This window comes from Enterobacillus tribolii, from assembly GCF_003363015.1.
Classification (GTDB): Bacteria; Pseudomonadota; Gammaproteobacteria; order Enterobacterales; family Enterobacteriaceae; genus Enterobacillus; species Enterobacillus tribolii.
This window is the reverse complement of record NZ_QRAP01000014.1, coordinates 15,503-31,702: the sequence shown is the minus strand read 5'-3', so window position 1 is coordinate 31,702 and position 16,200 is coordinate 15,503. Positions and strand designations below refer to the sequence as shown.

Below are 16,200 nucleotides of genomic sequence, written 5' to 3'. Positions count from 1 at the left end.
CGCAGGCTAAACAAAAAACTCCATAACGCACTGAAACAGGTCGCGCACCACCACTTCGGCAACGGCCGTCAGCGCCAGCCCGCTCAGGCAAACGACGATGAGGGCGATGGCCATAAATGCCTGTTCATAATCGGCCGTCGGGAGATATCCGGCGGCCAGCAAGCTTCTTACCGCATTGTCGATGGGATTTACCCATACCCGGCTGGCGATAACGGAAAGAAACATGACGATAAACGCCAGAATGCGTAGTACCCATTTCTCTGCGTGGTTGAACATCCTTATCCTTCCCTTAACGTTCCTGTTACCCGGGCATTGAAACCTCTGATGCCAAAGTTTCCGGTGTCAATTTATAGCATTCCTCCCCGGGGACCTACCGGAAGAATGTAATTGAGCATTACACAATCAAAGGAAATGTTAAAGATGATAACTCTTAGACGATGGCAGTGTTTAACTGATTGATATTATGAATATATTGACGATTATTGATATGCCCTGAGCCGACGGAAAGCCGGCTCAGGGGGATGATATGGCTTACTCCCTGGCGAGGGCTTCAACCGGGTCAAGCCGCGCCGCACTGCGGGCTGGCAGCCAGCCGAAGATGATGCCGATGGCCGTAGAGCAAACAAATGCGCTGATCAGTGCGCCGGGCGGGAAGCGGATGCTCCAGCCCGGCAGGAACAGCTGAACCAGCAGCCCCACCAGCAGCGAGAACATAATTCCCAGCAGGCCGCCGACCAGGCAAACCAGCACGGCTTCAATCAGGAACTGCTGCATGACGTCGCTGGTGCGTGCGCCGACGGCCATACGGATGCCGATCTCACGCGTGCGCTCGGTGACGGACACCAGCATGATGTTCATGACGCCGATGCCGCCCACGACCAGCGAAATCACCGCCACCAGCGTGAGGAACAACTGCATGGTGCGCGTGGTGCGTTCCATGGTTTTCAGCAGGCTGTCCATGTTGTAGGTGAAGAAGTCCTTTTTACCGTGGCGCAGCGTCAGCAGGCGGTTAATCTGCTGTTCCGCCTCCGCGCTTTGGTATCCGTCGCGCAGCTTCACCGTGATGCCGTTCAGCCAGCGCTGGCCCATCATGCGGCTGCTCATGGTGGTATACGGCACCCAGGCGCGCAGGTTTTTGCTGCTGCCGAACATGGACGATTTCTCTTCGGCCACGCCGATGACCGTCGCGGGCATGTTGCCCAGCAGAACAACCTCGCCGATCACCGTTTTCTTATGCGGGAACAGCCGGTCACGGGCGTTTTTGTCCAGCACCACCACCTGCGCCAGCGTATCCATTTGCAGGCTGCTGAAGGTGGCGCCCTGCGAGAATCCCATGCCGTACACCTGAAAATATTGCGGGCTGACCCCTTCAAGGCTGACCGGTACGTCGATGTTGCCGTAACGCAGGCGCGGGCTGGAAGAGAGCGAAGGCGTGGCGCCGTCTACGTAACTCTGCTGGGACAGGGCTTCCATATCGTCATAGGACAGCGTCTGCCGGTTAGCCGGGTTGTCGTCGCCGAAATCGGTGCCGGGATAGACGTTGATGGTGTTGGTGCCGATGGAGCGAATGTCGCTCAGCACCAACTGCTGCGCCGCGTCGCCGATAATCAGGATCGACACCACCGACGCGATGCCGATGATAATACCCAGCATGGTCAGCAGGGTGCGCATTTTGTTGGCCAGCATGGCGCGGGACGCCATGGTCAGCGCCTCGCGGAAGCGGCCGACGATCTGCTGCCAGCCGGGGGCGCGATCGTCAAAATGCAGGGGAGGGGAGGTGCGTTCCTCGCGGCGGGAAACGGAATCGCTGATGATTTCGCCGTCGCGGATCTCCACGATACGCTCCGCCTGCGCCGCTACGGTCGGGTCATGGGTGACGATAATCACCGTATGACCGCGTTCGCGCAGCTGCTTCAGGATCCCCATGACTTCTTCGCCGGAATGGCTGTCCAGCGCGCCGGTCGGTTCGTCGGCCAGGATAACCTGACCGCCGTTCATCAGCGCCCTGGCGATGCTGACCCGTTGCTGCTGCCCGCCGGAAAGCTGGCCGGGCTGGTAGTCGGCGCGATCGGCCAGCCCCAGCCGGGTCAACAGTTCCCGCGCCCGTTCGCGCCGCGCCGCGTTGCCGGTGCCGGCATAAACGGCGGGAACCTCCACGTTATGGGCCGCGCTCATGTGCGGCAACAGGTGATAGCGCTGGAAGATGAAGCCGAAGTGCTCACGCCGCAGTTGCGCCAGCGCATCGCCGTCGAGCAGGGAAACGTCCTGGCCGGCGACCCGGTAAACGCCGGAGGTGGGTTTATCCAGGCAGCCGAGAATGTTCATCAGGGTGGATTTACCGGAGCCGGAGGCGCCGATGATCGCGACCATTTCCCCGGCCTCGATGGTGAGCGAAACGCCTTTCAGCACCTCCACTTCGCCGTCGCCGGAAGGGTAACAGCGGCGGATGTTCTCCAGACTCAGCAGCGCGGCCATTACTCCGCCTCCGCAGCGCCGTAGCCCGGAATGACCTTATCGCCTTTCTTCACGCCGGAGATCAACTGGACGTCAATGTTGTTACGGATACCAATGGTGACTTCGCGCATCACGGGTTTGCCGTCTTCCAGCAGCGCGATGTGATAACGGTTGTCGCTGATTTGATCGCCCAGCGCAGAGAGCGGGATAACCAGGGCATCGGCGACGGAATCCAGCATAATGTGAACCTGCGCGGTCATGTCCAGGCGTAATAAATGTTTCGGGTTGGGAACTTCAAAACGCGCGTAATAAAAGATGGCGTCGTTGATTTTTTCCGGCGTGGGCTGAATGTCTTTCAGTGTTCCCTCGTAACGGGTGTTGGGATCGCCCAGCACGGTGAACCAGGCTTTCTGCCCCGGACGCAGGTGAATCACGTCGGCTTCAGACACCTGCGCTTTAACCAGCATAGTGTCCAGATCGGCCAGGGTGAGAATGTTGGGCGCCTGCTGCGCCGCGATCACGGTTTGCCCCTGCAGGGTGGTGATCTGCGTGACCACGCCGTCCATCGGCGCCACGATGCGGGTGTAGTCCAGGTTGGTTTTGGCGGTGCCGAGCGTGGCTTTGTTACGGGCGATCTGCGCTTCGATGGTGTCAATGGCAGCCAGCCTGACTGCGACGTCGGTGTTGGCTTCGTCCAAATCCTGGCGGGAAACCGCCTGGCGGCGGGCCAGCTCCTGCTTGCGTGACGCTGTGGCGCGTGAAAGCTGATACTGGGCGCGGGCCTGTGCGAGCTGCGCGTTGAGTTCACGCAGCGTTCCCTCAGACTCCTTCACCTGGTTTTGCGCCTGCTGCGGATCGATCTCCGCCAGAAGCTGCTCTTTTTTCACCGTGTCGCCGATTTCAACGTACAGACTCTGCAACTGACCGCTGACCTGCGCGCCCACGTCGACTTTACGGACAGCGTCCAGCTTGCCGGTAGCCATGACGTTTTGCTCCAGCGTACGCTGCGCCACGTCAACCGTTTTCCATTGTACGGGCGCGGGGGTGAGATAACGCCAGAGAATCAGGGCGGCGATAATCAGAACGATAAGAATGATAAGCCAGCGGCGACGGGAAGGTTTTACGCCCGTTTTCATTGTGGTTTCTCCAAAATAAAACAACCTGAATCCCAAAAGGTTTATGCGGGATAAAAAAGGGATATCAGAACCTGATCCCAGGTTCGGAAAAATGGCTGGGAACGCAATGATTCCCCCGTGCATTTCTGTGGCGCTGCCATCACGATATCCGTTATCATAACCGGCGGAAACGTAGTCTGTCGTGAATGGTGTGAAATATCCAGCGCTTTACGCGACTCATTTAGCTCTTGTAGAGACTGAAAAGACGGCCGTATACAGCTTAATTTCGCCGCAGAAAATGGCGGCGCTGACCAGGGATGGATCGTGATGAACGAAAGTGCTGTTCCCGCCAAACGCGGATCGGGTAAACGTTGGCTGATTATCGTTGCCGGCATCCTTATTGCGGGCGCCGTTGCGGCAGTGACTTATCACCTTAACCGCGCCTCCGGTTACAATACCCTGAAAACGCTGGTCCGGAACAATAACCTGCAAATTGATCCCCGCCATCCCGACGTCCTTATCGAAAGCGCCTCCCTCAGCCGCCTGCCGCGCGATCTGCTCAGCATACCGCTGCTGCGCGATACCCTGACGGAAGATTTCGTCTTTTATTACCAGCATAACGCCGACAAGCTCGGCCTGATCGGCAGCCTGCGGCGTATCATTTTCGAACATAACCTGGAATTACGCGACGCGTTGATCGAAGAACTGCTCGATCAGCCGGCCAACGTGGCGCTGTGGCACGACGCTAATGGTCGTCTGCGCCATTTCATGATTGAAATCCGCCGCGGCGGTCTGGCGAAAGTGCTGGAGCCGCTGGCGTTCGCCGCCGCAGATGACAGCCAACTGAGCAAAACGAAACTGAGCCAGATACAGGTCGGCGGGGCCGGGGCGGCGATTTACCAGCTGCGTTACGGCGGCAAGAGCCTGCTGTTCGCCAGCCACGACGACAAACTGCTGCTGATGTCCGGCGTTGACATGATGTTCGACGGCGAAAAACATGCCAGCGACACCACGGAGGTGGCGCAGGCGGTGCTGGCCGGCAATGCGCCCTGGGCAGAGAGCTTCGGGCTGACGCCGCGTGCTGCGCAGGGCGGGGAAACAGCGGCGCCGGAACACCGCATCGCGGTCAGCGCCAACTATCTTGGCTTCGGCTATCAGCGCTTTATGCCCGCGTTTGCCGGGGTGCGTTTTGAAATGACCGGGCAGGGCTGGAACAGCTTTCTGGCCCTGAACGATCGCGACGCGGCGGCGGATACTTCATTTAATTTCACGCCGGTATGGCAAGCCATGCCGATGGGCGCCAGCTTCTGCGTTGCGCTTCCCGTGGCGCGCGGCGTGGCGGAGGAGATGCTCGGCCGGGTCGGCGGCAATGAGGAACGCGCGGGCGTGCTGGCTCAGCACCTGACGGGCGCGGCCGGCATGTGCTGGTATGCGGATTCGCGCCTGTATACGCCGCTGCTGGTGACCCGGCTGGACGACGCGGCGGGCAGTCAGGCGGACGACGGGCTGGGCGCGCTGTTTGACCGGACGATCGGCGCGCCGGAGAAAAAGGCGCCGCAGGGCGTGTTGCCGATGCGCGAAACCCAGACGGAGCAGGCGCACAGCTGGCGGCGGGAGGTCAGCTCCAGCTACGGACAATATAATGCCGGTGAATCCGAGGCGGGCGAAAGCATGACCGCCAGGAAATTCTTCCGCGTCACGCTGGCGCGGGAAGGGCAGACGCTGCTGTTCTCGCTGGACGATCGTCTGGTGGAGAAAGCGCGGCAAACCCTGGGCGGAAACTTCCCGCCGATGGCCGAAGTATTGCCCGCCAATGCCGTAGTACCGCTTTATTTGGCGCCGGAAGGGCTGTCCGGCCTGTTCCGGCACGAGGCGTTCGACAGCCTGCCGAAGGACGTTGAGCCGATCTTTTACAATGCCGCGCAAACCCTGCTGGTGCCGAAGCTGGAAGCGCTGGCGGGGCACGGCAGCTATGCGCTGACGCTGCCGGCGGACACGTCGGCGGATGATGCCTGGCAGTGGATCCCCATTGAGTGGCGGGCGTTATGATCCGGCGCGCGATGCTGGCGGCGGGGTTATGGTTGCTGGCGCAGTGCGCGCTGGCGGCAAACCTCACGCTGGACGCTGAGCAATCGCGTATTTTTCGCGCCTGGTTCGTGCGCATCGCGGAAGAACAACTGCGCCAGGGACCGAGCCCGCGCTGGTATCAGCAGGACTGCGCCGGCCTGGTGCGCTTCGCCGCCAATGAGGCGCTGAAGGTACATGACGCCAGGTGGCTGCGCAGCAACGGCCTTTCCAACCGCTACCTGCCGCCGGAGGCGACGCTGAGCGACGAGCAGCGCCTGCTGGCGCGTCAGTGGCAGCAGGGCGGCGGCAAGGTCGGCCCCTACGTGGACGCCATTAAGCTTATTCAGTACAACAGCCGGTTTGTCGGGCGTGACCTGAATCAGGCGCAGCCGGGCGATCTGATGTTTTTTGATCAGGGTGATGACCAGCATCTGATGATCTGGATGGGGCGCTACATCGCCTATCACACTGGAACCCGCACCAAGACAGATAACGGAATGCGTTCGGTCGGCGTGCAGCAACTTATGACATGGAAGGACACACGATGGATACCCGACGAATCCAATCCCAACTTCATTGGCGTTTATCGGCTGGACTTCCTCTCCCGCTGAGCCGGCGTCTGATGCGCGGGCTGGCGGCGTGCGCGTTGTTGCTGCTGGCGTCCGCCGGCGCGCGGGCCGGCGACGGCCTGCCGCCGAGCGGTTATTCTCCGGCGGATGAGTCTTTCTTCCTGCTCTCCGACAGCAGCTTCACCAGCGAAGAGAGCGCCAGGGTGCGGCTGGAAGCGCCGGGGCGCGACTACCGCCGCTTCCGCATGGAGGAATACGGCGGGGCGGATATCCGCGTTTACCGCATTCCCAAACCGACCGAGTTTCTGCGCAAGCAAAAGAACCTGCACCGGATAAAGGTGGAGCCGAATTACCAGGGGGAAGGGTTGTCCAACACCCTGACCTATCTGTGGGATAACTGGTACGGCAAATCACGCCGGGTGATGCAGCGTGCGTTTTCATCCGACACCCGCACCGAGGTGACGCAGGCGTTGCCGGAGCTGAAGGTGGGCGATGCGATCCTCAGGCCGGGGCCTTTCGTGCAGCAGCCGCAGTTCGCGCCGCTGAAAAACCTGCCGCTGGTGACGGAGTTCCGCTATCCGCTGTGGGACGCCAAAGGCGTTCAGCCGCCCGCAGACGTCAGGATGCAGGGCTCTTCCAGCGAATTCCTCGAACCGGTGCCGGGTAACGTTTACGTTCCGCTGGGCAAACTGAAGCCTGGGCTGTATCTGGTTGAGGCGCTGATCGGCAAATACCGCGCGACCACGCTGGTGTTTGTGGCCGACAGCGTGGCGATGAGCAAAATCGCCGGCGGTGAATTGCTGGTATGGGTAGCGGACAAGAAGGCGGGTACGCCCCTGCCGGGCGCGCGCATCCTGTGGAGCGACGGCCTGGGCGTGATGAGCAGCGGCGTTACCGGTGACGATGGCACGCTGCGTCTGCGCCATGCCTCGCCTGAGCGTTCTTACGTGCTGGGCGAAGATCGCGACGGCGGCGTCTTTGTGTCGGAAAACTTCTATTACGACAGCGAAATTTATAACACCAAGCTGTACGTGTTCACCGATCGTCCGATGTACCGCCCGGGAGATTGGGTTGAGGTGAAGGTGCTGGGGCGCGAGTTCAAAAACGCGCGTGACTCGGTGGCGATCCAGCCGGCGCAGGGCAAACTGACGGTGCTGGACGCTAACGGCACTCCGCTGCAAACCCTGAACGTCAGCATTGACGGCCAGTCCGGCGGGCAAACCCGCTTCCAGCTGCCCGATAGCGCGGTGGCGGGCGGGTATGACCTGCGCATGGAATATCGCGGGCAAACCTATGCCAGCGCTTTCCGCGTCGCCAGCTACATCAAACCGCATTTTGAAATTTCGCTGGCGCTGGATAAAGACGATTTCAAAACCGGCGAACCGGTGACCGGCAACCTGCAACTGCTTTATCCCGACGGCAAGCCGGTGCCCGGCGCGCGTGTTCAGATCGGCCTGCGCGCCCAGCAAATGTCGATGGTGGAGAACGATCTGCAATACCTGGGGCAGTTCCCGGTTCAACTGGACAGCACCGAACTGGTCAGCGACAGCAAAGGCCGCGTACCGCTCAGCCTGCCCGCCGCAGATAAACCCAGCCGCTATATGCTGACGGTGTTCGCCAGCGACGGCGCGGCTTACCGGGTAAAAACCAGCAAAGAGATCCTGATCGAACGCGGCAGCGCGCGTTATCGGGTGGAAACGCCGGCGCGCTTCAGCAGTGCCGGAGAGGAAGTGACGTTCAGCTATCGCAGCGAGCAGCCGACGGATGTCGTGCCGGTCCGCTATGAGTGGATCCGGCTGGAAGATCAAAAACAGGAACAGGGGCAGCTTGCCGCCGGTGAGCATTCATTCCGCATTCGTTTCGCGCAGCCGGGCAATTACAGCATCACGCTGCGTGACGAGCACGGGTTGATCCTCGGCGCGGGCAGCCACGCGGTCAGCGGTGAAGGCGCGCTGGCGACGGCGGGCACGGTCGCTATCGTGTTTGATAAAGCCCAATACCGCACCGGTGAAACGGCGCGGGCGCTGGTGACGTTCCCCGAGCCGGTCAGCGAGGCGTTGCTGACGCTGGAGCGCGACCGGGTGGAAAATCTCGCCCTGTTGAGCCGTCCGGCGGACTGGCTGAAGGTGGAACGCCTGAACGACGCGCAGTATGCCGTCATGATTCCGGTGAAGGATAACTTTGCGCCGAATCTGACCTTCTCTGTGCTGTACACCAAAAATGCGCAATACAGTTTCCAGAATGCGGGCATTAAGGTGGTCACGCCGCAGATTGACGTGCAGGTCAAGACGGATAAAGAGCAATACCGGCCGGGCGATGTGGTCAGCGTGGATATCGCGACCCTGTTCGACGGCAAGCCGGCGGCGTCGAGGCTGACCGTCAGCGTGGTGGACGAGATGGTTTACGCCCTGCAACCGGAGATCACGCCGGCCATCGATCAATTCTTCTATCATCCGCGCCGCAACAACGTGCGCACCAGCGCCAGCCTGGCCTTCATCAGCTACGACCTGGCGCTGCCGGGCGTTCCTGTCGCGCCGGGGCGGGCGAACCGCAGCGAACGCGGCGTGAAAGTGCTGGAGCGTCCGCGCCGTGAGGATGTGGACACCGCGGCCTGGCAGCCGGATTTGGTGACCGACGCGCAGGGGAAAACGCGCTTCAGCTTCCGTATGCCGGATTCGCTGACGCGTTGGCGGATTACCGTGCGCGCGCAAAACGCGGACGGGCAGGTTGGGCAGATGAAGACCTTCGTGCGCTCGGAAAAAACGCTGTACCTGAAATGGAGCGCGCCGACCTTGTTCCGCGCCGCAGATAAGCCGGTGCTGGGCATGTTTGTCTTCAATCAGGGCGAGGCGGTGAACAACGCTGAACTGCTGACTGATTATGCCGATCACGAAGTGCGCCAAAAGATTACGCTGCATAAAGGCGCTAACTACGTGAAGGTGCCAGTCGAGGCGTTGCGCAGCGGCGTTATGTCGGTGCAGTTGCTGCAAAATGGTCAGGAGGCGGATGCGTTGCAGGTGGCGTTGATGGTGACCGATGATGCCTGGCCGCTGGCGCGTAAGCAAAACCTTCAGTTGGAAGGTGGTGAGACGCCGCTGGTGCTGCCGCAGGACGCCTATAACCTGCGTCTGCGCATTAACGACACGGCCCGCGCGGTGTTCAACAACAACCTGGACGATTTGCTCAGCGAGCCATACGGCGGCGTGATTAATACCGCCAGCCGCTTGTTGCCGCTTAGCCTGGTTTACCCTTCCATGCTGCAGGCGGATGAAAAAGCCGCCCGCCATCTGCGCCAGATCATGCAGGACAACCGGCTGCGTCTGCTGCAAATGGCCGGCCCTTCGGCGCGTTTCGCATGGTGGGGCGGCGGAGCGGATGCTGATGCTTTCCTGACCGCCTATGCCTATTATGCCGACTGGTACGCCAGTCAGGCGCTGGGCGTGGCGCTGCCGGCGGATCACTGGCAGCGGGTGCTGGACATTTACGGCGAACAGGCCGGCACAATGCCGCCGTTGCAACGCGCGCTGGCGATTTCCTTCGCCCGCGAAATGAAGCTGCCGGTCGCCAGCCTGCTGCGCGGGTTGGCTTCCACGCTGGAGAATAAACAGGACAGCGGACGCGTTTTCCCCGACTTCGACGATCGTCTGGACAGCCTGGTGATGTTTGCGCCGGACTCTGCGCTGGGCGATGCGGTGGCGCGGGTGCTGACTGCATCGCTGATGCGGCAGGAGAATATTTCGTCTTCCGCTCTGGAAGCGCAACTGCCGCGGGCAATGGCACTGATTGCCGCCAGCGAACAGCCGTTCGCTCATATCGTGGCGTTGCTGGAACAGGGCGGCGACATGCAGCGCGTGGTGGAACGGCTGCGGGAACTGGCGCCTGCGCAGCCGGGGCCGGAACGCGCGCTGGCGATGACCTGGTTGTTTAACCGGGCGGGCGCATCGCAGAACACGGTACTGCCTGAGCCGGGCGCCGGCTGGCAGGAGCGGCGCGGTGCGGGCGGCGAGCCGTACTGGCAGTGGACAGGGAAAGGGCTGCCTGCGGCGATCGTTATGCCGGAAGGGCTGTTCCCGCCGCTGAATGCCGTGCTGAGCTATGACCGCCCGCAGGACGCGCAGGCTGAGGCCTCGTCCGAAACGGCTACACTGACGCGCCGCTTGCTGAAGCTGATCCCCGGCGACAGCGCCTTTACCTTCACCACCGAAGAAGTGACCGACGGCGTGGTGTCCAGCGATGCGCTCTACCTTGACGAGATCGTGCTCAGCGGGGGCGAAGAAACGCCGCTGCGCTACGGTATGCTGGAAATACCGTTGCCGCCGGGCGGCGAAGTCGAAGAAACGACCTGGGGAATCAACGTCAGCCTGACCAACGACGGCAAAGATGCGGCCTCGCTGGAGAAAGCGCGCAATGAAAACGGCCGTCTGGCGTATATGGTGCCGGTCAGCCGGTTGGAAGGCGAGGTGGTTTACCGCCATCTGCTGCGCTTCTCGCAAAAGGGCAGCTTCAAGATGCCGGCGGCGCGTTACCTGCGGGCCTATGCGCCGCAGGAGCAGGCGTTGGATCAGAGCGGTTCAATGCGCAGCGTAACGGTGAAATAACGATGCGTGCGGCCGGGCTGCTGTTGCTGATTGCCGCGCCGTTGCTGGCCCTGGCCGCGGAGCCGACGCTGCAACTGGCCCGGCGCGACGGCCAAGAGGACGTGCTGCTGACGCTGAACCGCCAGCAGGTATTGTCCCGGCAGGCTCTGCCGGCATCGCTCTCCGCGCCGCTCGGCAGTTTGTGGAAGCTGTTCGTGTATGCCTATCAGACGGATCTGGCCCGGACGGAAGCGCCGTATCACTGCAGTGGGCGGGATCGCGAAGAAGTGTACTGTTGCGAGCCGGGGCAATCTGTTGATCGCGGGCAGGCGCTGGTGAAGTCCTGCGGGCTTTACTTCGCGCCGCAGCGGCTGGAGATCACGCCCGCAGCCTGGCGACAGTATTGGCAAACGCAACAGGCGCCTGACTGGCTGACGGAGCTTTCGCGCCTGACGCCGGAAACACGGGTGCCGGTTCATGAATTATTACGCGTGCTGGCGACATTGCCGGGGCGCGACCAGGCGCAAAATTTGCTGCTGGACGTGACGCTTAACGCAGGCGGCGATCCGGCAGGCGCGCTGGGGAGCGTGCTGCGGGTGAAAACCTGGAGCTGGCATGAAAATGGCGATGCGCAAACCCGCGTGGGCGGTTTTGCCGGCTGGCTGAGCGACGGCAGCCCGGTATGGGCGCAGGGAGCGGGAACCAGCAAAACGGTTTTGAATCAGTATGCAGACGCCCTGGCCGCCGCATTGCCGCCGCCGGCGCTGAGCCGGACGGCGGATGACGGATGCGTGGTGGTGAAACTGTTCAGCCGCTATCCGTTAACGTCGGTGATGCGGCAGGAGGATGGACAAACGGCGGCGCAGGGCATGCTGCGCGGGCGCTATGACGTGCTGTTCGCCAATGGTAACCGCCTGGCGCTGGAAAGCCGTGGAGAACTGTTTTTGACGCGTGAGGGCGATGCGCCGCGTCTGACCGCCCGGCTGACGCGTGAGGAGTACGTGGCCCGCGTCATTGAGCGGGAAGCGAAAACCGAGCCGGAAGAGGCCGCGAAGGCGATGGCAGTGGCTATTCGCAGCTATTTGCAGCAGAACGCGCGGCGCGAGGGCGAATGCCTGCTGATTGATGACAGCAGCGCCAGCCAGCGCGTGGCGCCATCGCCGGCCGGTACGGCGGCGCGGGCTATCGCGGCGCGTACGGCGTCGCTGGTGCTGGCCGGAACGACGGTGAATTATCACTACGACAACGCGGGCGAGGCGCGAATGTCCTGGCTTCAGGCGGTGGAACAGGCAAAGAGCGGCATGCGCTATAACGCGATTCTGGCGCAGGCGTTTCCCCGCGGCAATCTGAGCCGCTGGGATAATCCGCAGGCGTCCTGCCAGCCGTTGCCTGATGCCGAAGCCTGGCTGCGCGGTCGTCAGCGCGACTGGCGTATAACGCTGAACCGCGAACCGGGGTACGTCGCTACGGAGGTGTTCGCCGTTTGCCGCCTGGCGTCGGGGCGGCCGTATACCGATCGCGCTCAGCGGCGCATTTACGTGCGCAATTTTTATTCGTTACAGGATCGGCTGGATTTGACCCATGAATACTTACATCTGGCTTTCGACGGCTATCCCAGCAGTCAGGATGAGCACTATATCGAGAGCCTTACCCGTCAACTTTTGTTGGAATAATGCTATGCGCTACGCTTCCCTGTGCTTACTCGTTCTGTCCGGTTACCTGCCGCTTGCCGCGGCGGAGCAGGACGTGCGTATTGACGCTCCGCTGTCGGGCTGGCGGGAGAATACCGGCGACAATGCGCATTACTCTCAGCAGGTGAACTATCCTGCTTCTTCGGTGAATATCGCCGCCGATCAAAGCGAAACCGCCAAAATCCGCGGGCAGATCGCCAACATGCCGAAGCAGAATACGGCGCCGGGGCGGCTGGTGGTCAACGGCATCAGTATGCCGCTGAAGATTGAAAGCGACGGCTCTTTCGCGCGTCCGTTTATTTTCTCTGAAGGCAGCAACAGCGTCGAGGTACGCAGTCCGGATGGCACTCAGACCGGTCGCCGGCAGTTTTATGCCAGCCAGGGGGCCGGGGCGGTATCTTCGCGCCTGCGCGTGGTGCTGTCGTGGGATACGGATGATACCGACCTCGACTTGCATGTGGTAACGCCGGACGGTGAGCATGCATGGTACGGGAAGCGTAATCTGGACAATGGCGGGGCGCTGGATATCGACGTAACGACCGGCTACGGGCCGGAGATGTTCGCAACGCCGACGCCGTTGCGCGGGAAGTATTTGGTTTACGTGAACTATTACGGCGGCCGTGGGGAACAGGAGCTGACGACGGCGCATCTGAGCGTGATTACCGAAGAGGGAACGCTGAACGAAAAGCAGGAGACGTTCGTGGTGCCGATGCGTAACCCCGGTGAGCTGACGTTGGTGAAGGGGTTTAGTTATTGAGGGGGAATGACGGCTTGGCTTGTTGGATGGCCTACGCACGCACGACTGAACCCTACGTCCGGATATCGAAGGTAGCCGTGTTATGACCTCTTTTGTAATTTATACCATCATTGCCGCAGTGATTACCTATATTGGCTATCAATTTTTTCGGGACTGCCAGATAGATAAAAACGGAGTGGCGGCCATTGCAGAAATTCTTGAAAGCCGGGTTATCAGCGCTAACCAACAGGGTAGCTCCAATGTATTCTTTGTGTTGTCATTTGTTGATCCGTTTACCCATGAAAATAAAACCATCAGGGGGACAGAAACGGTTCCTGCATTCTACGCCAGCCAACTTCAGGCCGGTATGAAAGTAAAAATCAGATACCTTAAAAATATGCCCGACAAAATGGCCTTCATTTTTGATAAGTAATGAAGTTTCATCAAAGGATTATGGGCTGAAGCACATGACCAGCCGACGGGTGCTTAAAACAGGATTTCAGAGCGTACATTTCAACGATAAATGATGAAAAGAAACATCATTGTAACATCCGGTTTTATTGTATAAGTACCAGTCTGAACTGCGCAACTCTGTCTAACCCCTTGCCCGCCGCGCCTTGCGGAAATTTTCGATGACGTCACACTTTTTCCTTTTAACCTGAAAAGTACAATTGTTCACCTGAATTTTACATTCCATTAAAAATTCATTTCCTCATAATCCTTCTTAACACTAAGGAAGCAGGCTGCGAAGACAGCCGGAACATAGCCGGATAACTCCGGCTGCCATGTACCCTACGATAATAAAAGGGAGTCCGATAATGACAACCAATAACCCGATGCTGGACAAATTACGCCCGATTTTACCGTTGATCGCTGCAAACGCCGCTCAGGCGGAGCGCGATCGTAAAGTGCCAGAGGAAAATATTAAGCTGCTGAAGGGAATCGGTATGCACCGCATGTTCCAGCCTAAGAAGTACGGCGGGCTGGAAATGTCGCTGCCGCAGTTCACCGACTGCGTGGCCGCACTGGCCGGCGCCTGCGGCGGCACCGCCTGGGCGTTCAGTCTGTTGTGTACCCACAGCCATCAGCTGGCGATGTTTACCCAGCAGTTGCAGGATGAAATGTGGCTGAGCGATCCGGATGCCACTGCGAGCAGCAGCATCGCCCCTTTTGGCCGTATCGAAGAAGCGGAAGGCGGCGTTTATCTCAGCGGCGAAATGGGCTGGAGCAGCGGCTGCGATCACGCCGACTGGGCCATCGTCGGCTTCAACCGCTTCAACGAAGCCGGTGACAAGATTTATAGCTTCGGCGTGATCCCGCGGAAAGACTACGAGATCCGCGATGACTGGTATGCGGTGGGCATGAGCAGCAGCGGCTCCAAAACGCTGGTGATTAATAACGTCTTTATCCCTGAGCACCGCATCGAAGTCGCCAAAGATATGATGGAAGGACGTTCCAAGGGTTATGGACTGTATCCGGACAGCGATATTTTCTATACGCCGTATCGTCCGTATTTTGCCTGCGGATTCGCCGCAATCAGCCTGGGCGTGGCGGAACGTATGCTGGTGGCGTTCAAAGAGAAAACCAAGAACCGTGTGCGGGCTTATACCGGCGCTAACGTCGGCACCGCGACCCCGGCGCTGATGCGTTTGGCTGAGTCAACCCATGAGGTTGCCGCCGCCCGCGCATTCCTGGAAAAAACCTGGGAAGAACATGCCGAATTCGGGCGTCAGCATCGTTACCCGACCCGTGCGGAGTTGGCGTTCTGGCGCACCAACCAGGCGTTTGCAGTGAAAATGTGCATCTCCGCGGTGGATCGCCTGTTCAGCGCAGCCGGGGCCACCAGTTGGATGACCAATAACGAAATTCAGCGTTTATTCCGCGATTCCCACATGACCGGCGCACACGCTTATACCGATTACGATATCTGCGCCCAGATCCTGGGGCGCGAGCTGATGGGGCTGGAACCCGACCCGACAATGGTTTAAAAGGCAGAGGATTTTTAAGCATGACGCATCACTCTGGAGATGTCCTTGACCCGCGCGCTTTCCGGCGCGCGCTGGGAAATTTTGCCACGGGCGTTACCGTGGTGACGGCCTGCGCCGACGACGGCAGTCGCGTCGGCGTGACCGCCAACAGCTTTAACTCGGTGTCTCTGGACCCACCGCTGGTACTGTGGAGCATTGATAAGCGTTCGGGAAGCTATTCGGTTTTCGAGCAGGCGACGCATTTCGCCGTGAATATTCTGGCCGCTGACCAGATTGTGCTTTCCAACCGTTTCGCCCGTCCGGGCGAAGATAAGTTTGCCGGGCTGGACTACGACGCCGGGGCCGGGGGGGCACCGTTGCTGCATGACTGCTCGGCCCGCTTTCAGTGCGAGAAATACCAGCAGACGGACGGCGGCGATCACTGGATCCTGATTGGCCGGGTGGTGGCGTTTGATGATTTCGGCCGTGCGCCGCTGGTGTACCATCAGGGCGCTTATTCGATGGTGTTGCCGTATCCGCGCGCGCAGGAAGGCAGTGTGCCGCCGGGTGAAGCCAGTTGCCGTCAGAAGCGCCTGGAAGATAACGTCTACTACCTGCTGACGCAGGCGCTGCGCAGCTATCAGTCGTCGTATCAGCCTAAACAGCTTTCCAGCGGGCTGCGCACCAGCGAGGCGCGGATGCTGATGGTGCTCAGCAGCGACGAGCATATGAGCCAGAATGCGCTGTTGTGTGAAGTCGCGATGCCGGCCAGGGAAATTGAGGAAGCGGAAGAGATTCTGTGCCGTAAAGGGTTGGTGACCAATACGGATGCCGGTTACCGTCTGACGCCGGCGGGTGAAGAGCAGGCCGCCGTGCTGAGGGAGATCGCCGTTAAACAGCAGGAGCAGGTGTTGGCGTCGTTCAGCGCGGAGGACGTTGCCGTGCTGAAGAAGCTGTTGCGCGGTATCCGGGATAACGCGTAAGCCCGGACTGTTTGAATAAGAAAGCGCCATGTCCGTTGCGG

11 protein-coding genes are annotated in these 16,200 nt (G+C 60.4%); 8 read left to right on the top strand and 3 right to left on the bottom strand.

Features of this window, described 5'->3' with window-relative positions; genetic code table 11:
* Nucleotides 1–6 precede the first annotated feature (6 nt).
* From C8D90_RS20380 to macA, 3 genes are all read right to left on the bottom strand, one after another.
* A complete protein-coding gene (locus C8D90_RS20380; RefSeq protein WP_115460304.1) occupies nt 7–276 on the bottom strand; it encodes a hypothetical protein in 270 nt (89 codons plus the stop codon).
* A gap of 255 nt (nt 277–531) precedes the next feature.
* Nucleotides 532–2,475 (bottom strand): macrolide ABC transporter ATP-binding protein/permease MacB, encoded by a 1,944-nt coding sequence (gene macB / locus C8D90_RS20375; RefSeq protein ID WP_115460303.1) that lies wholly within the window; start codon nt 2,473–2,475, stop codon nt 532–534.
* Entirely contained in the window at nt 2,475–3,590 is a 1,116-nt protein-coding gene (macA, locus tag C8D90_RS20370; RefSeq protein WP_115460302.1) for a macrolide transporter subunit MacA, read from the bottom strand. The genes macB and macA overlap by 1 nt, the downstream gene beginning before the upstream one ends.
* 306 nt (nt 3,591–3,896) lie before the next feature.
* Here macA and C8D90_RS20365 point away from each other — a divergent pair, with 306 nt between their 5' ends.
* The 8 genes from C8D90_RS20365 (at nt 3,897) to C8D90_RS20330 (ending at nt 16,159) form a co-directional block, all read left to right on the top strand.
* Nucleotides 3,897–5,618, top strand: a complete 1,722-nt coding sequence (locus C8D90_RS20365) for a DUF2138 domain-containing protein (protein ID WP_115460301.1) — start codon at nt 3,897–3,899, stop codon at nt 5,616–5,618.
* The gene (locus C8D90_RS20360) at nt 5,618–6,247 is read left to right on the top strand and encodes a DUF1175 domain-containing protein (protein ID WP_376744995.1); all 630 of its coding nucleotides are present in this window, start codon (nt 5,618–5,620) and stop codon (nt 6,245–6,247) included. Before C8D90_RS20365 ends, C8D90_RS20360 begins: the two co-directional genes overlap by 1 nt.
* A gap of 44 nt (nt 6,248–6,291) precedes the next feature.
* Nucleotides 6,292–10,803 (top strand): alpha-2-macroglobulin family protein, encoded by a 4,512-nt coding sequence (locus tag C8D90_RS20355; RefSeq protein WP_230473069.1) that lies wholly within the window; start codon nt 6,292–6,294, stop codon nt 10,801–10,803.
* Nucleotides 10,804–10,805: 2 nt separating this feature from the next.
* Nucleotides 10,806–12,455 (top strand): DUF2300 domain-containing protein, encoded by a 1,650-nt coding sequence (locus C8D90_RS20350; RefSeq protein ID WP_115460298.1) that lies wholly within the window; start codon nt 10,806–10,808, stop codon nt 12,453–12,455.
* Nucleotides 12,456–12,459: 4 nt separating this feature from the next.
* Nucleotides 12,460–13,230 carry a DUF2135 domain-containing protein gene (locus tag C8D90_RS20345; protein ID WP_115460297.1) on the top strand — a complete coding sequence of 257 codons (771 nt, stop codon included), beginning with the start codon at nt 12,460–12,462 and terminating at the stop codon, nt 13,228–13,230.
* Between the two features lie 82 nt (nt 13,231–13,312).
* The gene (locus C8D90_RS20340; protein WP_115460296.1) at nt 13,313–13,642 is read left to right on the top strand and encodes a DUF3592 domain-containing protein; all 330 of its coding nucleotides are present in this window, start codon (nt 13,313–13,315) and stop codon (nt 13,640–13,642) included.
* 385 nt (nt 13,643–14,027) lie between these two features.
* The gene (locus C8D90_RS20335; protein WP_115460295.1) at nt 14,028–15,197 is read left to right on the top strand and encodes a p-hydroxyphenylacetate 3-hydroxylase oxygenase component; all 1,170 of its coding nucleotides are present in this window, start codon (nt 14,028–14,030) and stop codon (nt 15,195–15,197) included.
* 20 nt (nt 15,198–15,217) lie between these two features.
* Nucleotides 15,218–16,159 (top strand): p-hydroxyphenylacetate 3-hydroxylase reductase component, encoded by a 942-nt coding sequence (locus C8D90_RS20330; protein ID WP_115460294.1) that lies wholly within the window; start codon nt 15,218–15,220, stop codon nt 16,157–16,159.
* The last annotated feature ends 41 nt before the right edge of the window (nt 16,160–16,200 follow it).

Bases quoted from the DNA above. Each gene is read 5' to 3' on its own strand.
- C8D90_RS20380 (WP_115460304.1), bottom strand. From the start codon at position 276: ATGTTCAACCACGCAGAGAAATGGGTACTACGCATTCTGGCGTTTATC.
- macB (WP_115460303.1), bottom strand. From the start codon at position 2,475: ATGGCCGCGCTGCTGAGTCTGGAGAACATCCGCCGCTGTTACCCTTCC.
- macA (WP_115460302.1), bottom strand. From the start codon at position 3,590: ATGAAAACGGGCGTAAAACCTTCCCGTCGCCGCTGGCTTATCATTCTT.
- C8D90_RS20365 (WP_115460301.1), top strand. From the start codon at position 3,897: ATGAACGAAAGTGCTGTTCCCGCCAAACGCGGATCGGGTAAACGTTGG.
- C8D90_RS20350 (WP_115460298.1), top strand. From the start codon at position 10,806: ATGCGTGCGGCCGGGCTGCTGTTGCTGATTGCCGCGCCGTTGCTGGCC.
- C8D90_RS20345 (WP_115460297.1), top strand. From the start codon at position 12,460: ATGCGCTACGCTTCCCTGTGCTTACTCGTTCTGTCCGGTTACCTGCCG.
- C8D90_RS20340 (WP_115460296.1), top strand. From the start codon at position 13,313: ATGACCTCTTTTGTAATTTATACCATCATTGCCGCAGTGATTACCTAT.
- C8D90_RS20335 (WP_115460295.1), top strand. From the start codon at position 14,028: ATGACAACCAATAACCCGATGCTGGACAAATTACGCCCGATTTTACCG.
- C8D90_RS20330 (WP_115460294.1), top strand. From the start codon at position 15,218: ATGACGCATCACTCTGGAGATGTCCTTGACCCGCGCGCTTTCCGGCGC.